Below are 341 nucleotides of genomic sequence, written 5' to 3' on the forward strand. Positions count from 1 at the left end.
AGTTCATCAGTTTCAAATGCAGTTCCGAGGTTGAGCCCCGGGCTTTCACATCTGACTTAATGAACCACCTGCATGCGCTTTACGCCCAGTAATTCCGATTAACGCTCGCACCCTCCGTATTACCGCGGCTGCTGGCACGGAGTTAGCCGGTGCTTCTTCTGTTGCTAACGTCAAGAGATGCCGCTATTAACGACACCCCCTTCCTCACAACTGAAAGTACTTTACAACCCGAAGGCCTTCTTCATACACGCGGCATGGCTGCATCAGGCTTTCGCCCATTGTGCAATATTCCCCACTGCTGCCTCCCGTAGGAGTCTGGACCGTGTCTCAGTTCCAGTGTG

Annotated in this window: 1 rRNA gene; it reads right to left on the reverse strand. The window is 53.1% G+C overall.

Annotation, left to right across the window (positions count from 1 at the left end):
* Positions 1-341, reverse strand: a 16S ribosomal RNA gene (locus A3712_RS24075); the annotation flags it as partial.

The organism is Vibrio sp. HI00D65, from assembly GCF_001635455.1.
GTDB lineage: Bacteria > Pseudomonadota > Gammaproteobacteria > Enterobacterales > Vibrionaceae > Vibrio.